The organism is Flagellimonas yonaguniensis (genome assembly GCF_029193885.1).
Classification (GTDB): Bacteria; Bacteroidota; Bacteroidia; order Flavobacteriales; family Flavobacteriaceae; genus Flagellimonas; species Flagellimonas yonaguniensis.
In genome coordinates, this window is record NZ_JARFVB010000036.1 from 1 (window position 1) to 3262 (window position 3262).

1 protein-coding gene is annotated in these 3262 nt (G+C 32.6%); it reads left to right on the plus strand.

Features of this window, described 5'->3' with window-relative positions; all coding sequences use genetic code 11:
* The first annotated feature begins 226 nt into the window (after positions 1-226).
* Complete coding sequence (locus PY092_RS19575) at positions 227-3079, plus strand: type I restriction endonuclease subunit R (RefSeq protein WP_275617409.1); 2853 nt, start codon at positions 227-229, stop codon at positions 3077-3079.
* Positions 3080-3262: the final 183 nt, after the last annotated feature.

Consider the following 3262-nt stretch of genomic DNA (forward strand, 5'->3'; position numbering starts at 1 on the left):
GATTATTACAACCATGAAAGAAGACACCAGTCCATCGACTATGAAAGACCTATCGATCTATTTAAGAGAGCGGCTTGAATTATATTAGTTTTGTAGAGAAACTGTCCTAAAGATCGGGGTATCTACAAGCTTTTCTATCAGCAATTGATAATAAAATTAATTTTAGTCATACTCATATCTCTGAAATTGATAGTTACAAGGAAACTTTAATCGTAGATTAATTTTTATGAGTACACAACCAGAGCAAGTATTAGAAAATCAATTAGTAGAGCAGCTTTCAACTATTGGGTATACTAAGGTTAGTATTCCAGATGAAGCTTCTTTATTAGCTAATCTAAAATCACAGTTAGAAAAGCATAACAACATTACGTTTACAGCTAAAGAATTTGAACGTGTACTCAATATTCTTAGCAAAGGTTCAGTATTTGAAAAAGCAAAAACACTACGTGAAAAACAACATATTGTACGTGATAATGGAGATAACCTTTATTTCGAGTTTCTAAATACAGAACATTGGTGTCAAAACCAATACCAAGTGACCAATCAAGTAACTATTGAGGGTTCATACAAAAATCGCTACGATGTTACATTATTGGTAAATGGTTTACCATTAGTTCAAATAGAATTAAAGCGTAGAGGCTTAGAAATGAAAGAAGCCTTTAATCAAATAAATCGCTATCAAAGGCATTCGTTTGGTGCTAAATCAGCTTTATTTCAATACGTACAAATATTTGTAATCAGTAACGGTGTAAATACCAAATACTATGCTAATAACAGGCATCAATCCTTTAAACAAACATTTTATTGGACAAACAAAGAAAACAAGCGTTTAACCAATATTCTTAATGGGTTTACAAGTGAGTTTTTAGAGCCTTGTCATATCTCTAAAATGATATGTAAATACATTGTATTAAACGAAACGCATAAAATATTAATGGTGCTAAGACCGTATCAGTTTTATGCAGTTGAAGCTTTGATTGATAGAGTAAAAAACTCAACCAAAAACGGTTATATATGGCATACAACAGGTTCTGGTAAAACGTTGACGTCTTTTAAGGCAAGTCAAATTATTATGAAAATGCCACAAGTTAAAAAGGTGGTATTCGTAGTAGATAGAAAAGATTTAGATTACCAAACCACCAAAGAGTTTAATAGTTTTTCAAAAGGTAGTATAGATGGCACAGACAACACAAAAGCCTTAGTAAAGCAGTTTAGCGATGATACTAAGATTATCGTAACCACCATTCAAAAGCTAAATACGGCCATCAGCAAAAAGAACTATTTAGCCAAAATGGAACAACTTAAAGACGAACGTATAGTCTTTATTTTTGATGAGTGTCACCGTAGCCAATTTGGAGACACACACAACCGTATAAAATCGTTCTTCAACAATCATCAAATGTTTGGTTTTACAGGCACACCAATATTTGCAGATAATGCGGTTAAAAACGAATTAGGAAAGCGTACTACTAAAGAGTTATTTGGTGAGTGCTTACATAAATACGTTATTACAGATGCAATTAAAGATGAAAACGTACTTAAATTTTCAGTAGAATATGTAGGTCGCTACAAACAAAAAGAATCTGCAGCCGAAATTGATATTGAGGTAGAAGATATTGACCGTAGAGAGTTAATGGAATCCCCAAAACGATTAGAAAAAATTGCAGATTACATTATTGCCAACCATAACAGAAAAACGCACAACAAAGAATTTACAGCAATGTTTTGTGTAGGTAGTACAGATATGTTGGTGCAGTATTATGATATTCTACATCGTAAAAAAGAAGAAGGCAAACACAATTTAAAAATTGCAACCATATTTAGCTTTGTAGCCAATGAGGAAGATGCAGATGCAAACGGCTATATTCCAGAAGAAGTGTCGGTAGTCGAGGAAGCAGCAGCCTTGTACGGAATGAACAGCCATAAAAGAGATAAATTAGAAAGTTATATAGGGCATTATAACCAGATGTTCGGTTCTAATTTTTCAACAAAAGACAGTCAGTCGTTTTACAATTACTACAATGATATTTCCAAGAAAGTTAAAGAACGTAAGATTGATGTATTGTTGGTTGTAAATATGTTTTTAACAGGTTTTGACAGTCCTGCTTTAAATACCTTATATGTAGATAAAAACTTAAAATATCACGGTTTAATTCAAGCATATTCACGCACCAATAGAATTGTAAACGAACAGAAATCACAAGGTAATATTGTGGTGTTCCGTAATCTTAAAAAAGCAACAGATGAGGCTATTACGCTCTTCAGCAACAAAGAAGCTATTGAGATTATCATAATGAAACCTTATGAAGAGTATGTAAAGAAATTCAATGAAGCTTTTATCAATTTATTGCAAGTAACACCAACTGTAAACAGTGTAAATGACTTAGTGAGTGAAGAAGATGAATTAGAATTTATCAAAGCATTTAGAGAGTTGATGCGTCTAAAAAACACAATGACCACTTTTGCTAATTTCGATTGGGAAGATTTAGCGATGAATGAGCAGTTATTTAACGATTTTAGAAGTAAGTATTTAGACCTTTGGCAAAAAACAAAACACGATACAGCAAAAGAAAAAGTATCAATATTAGATGATGTTGATTTTGAATTAGAGTTAATTCACAGAGATGAAATCAATGTTACTTATATTCTTAAACTACTGGCAGCATTAAAAGATGCGAAGAAGTCAGAACAGGAAGCTAAGAAAAAGGAAATAGTAGATATACTATCAGGCGAAGCCAATTTAAGAAGCAAACGAGAATTAATTGAAAAGTTCATTCAAGACAATTTACCACATATAGAAGATTCAGATAACATTCCACAAGAATTTGAGAAGTTTTGGACAGAAGAACAAAAAAAAGCATTTGAAACCTTTGTAAAAGAAGAAAATCTTTCTTCAGAAAGAACACAAAAACTCATAGAAGATTATCTATATGCCGAAAGAGAACCGTTAAGAGACGAACTTTTAAACCTTATTGAAGGTGATAAGCCATCAGTATTGAAACGTAAAACCATAGGTGATCGTCTTCTTAAAAAGGTGATTAACTTTGTAGATACTTTTATAAATGGGATGGATAGTTGAAAACCACATTCTTAAGTTATTTGTGACAAAAAAATGGTTAATACTTCATTGTTTGAGGGTCTGTAAATTAAACTCTGTCCGATCCATCAATCCCTCTGGGGCTAGCCCCAGAGGGATTGGGATTTAATTCCAAGGGAATCCTCTCCCCAAATTTAATATAAAGTTGCTGGACCACCAGGCTCC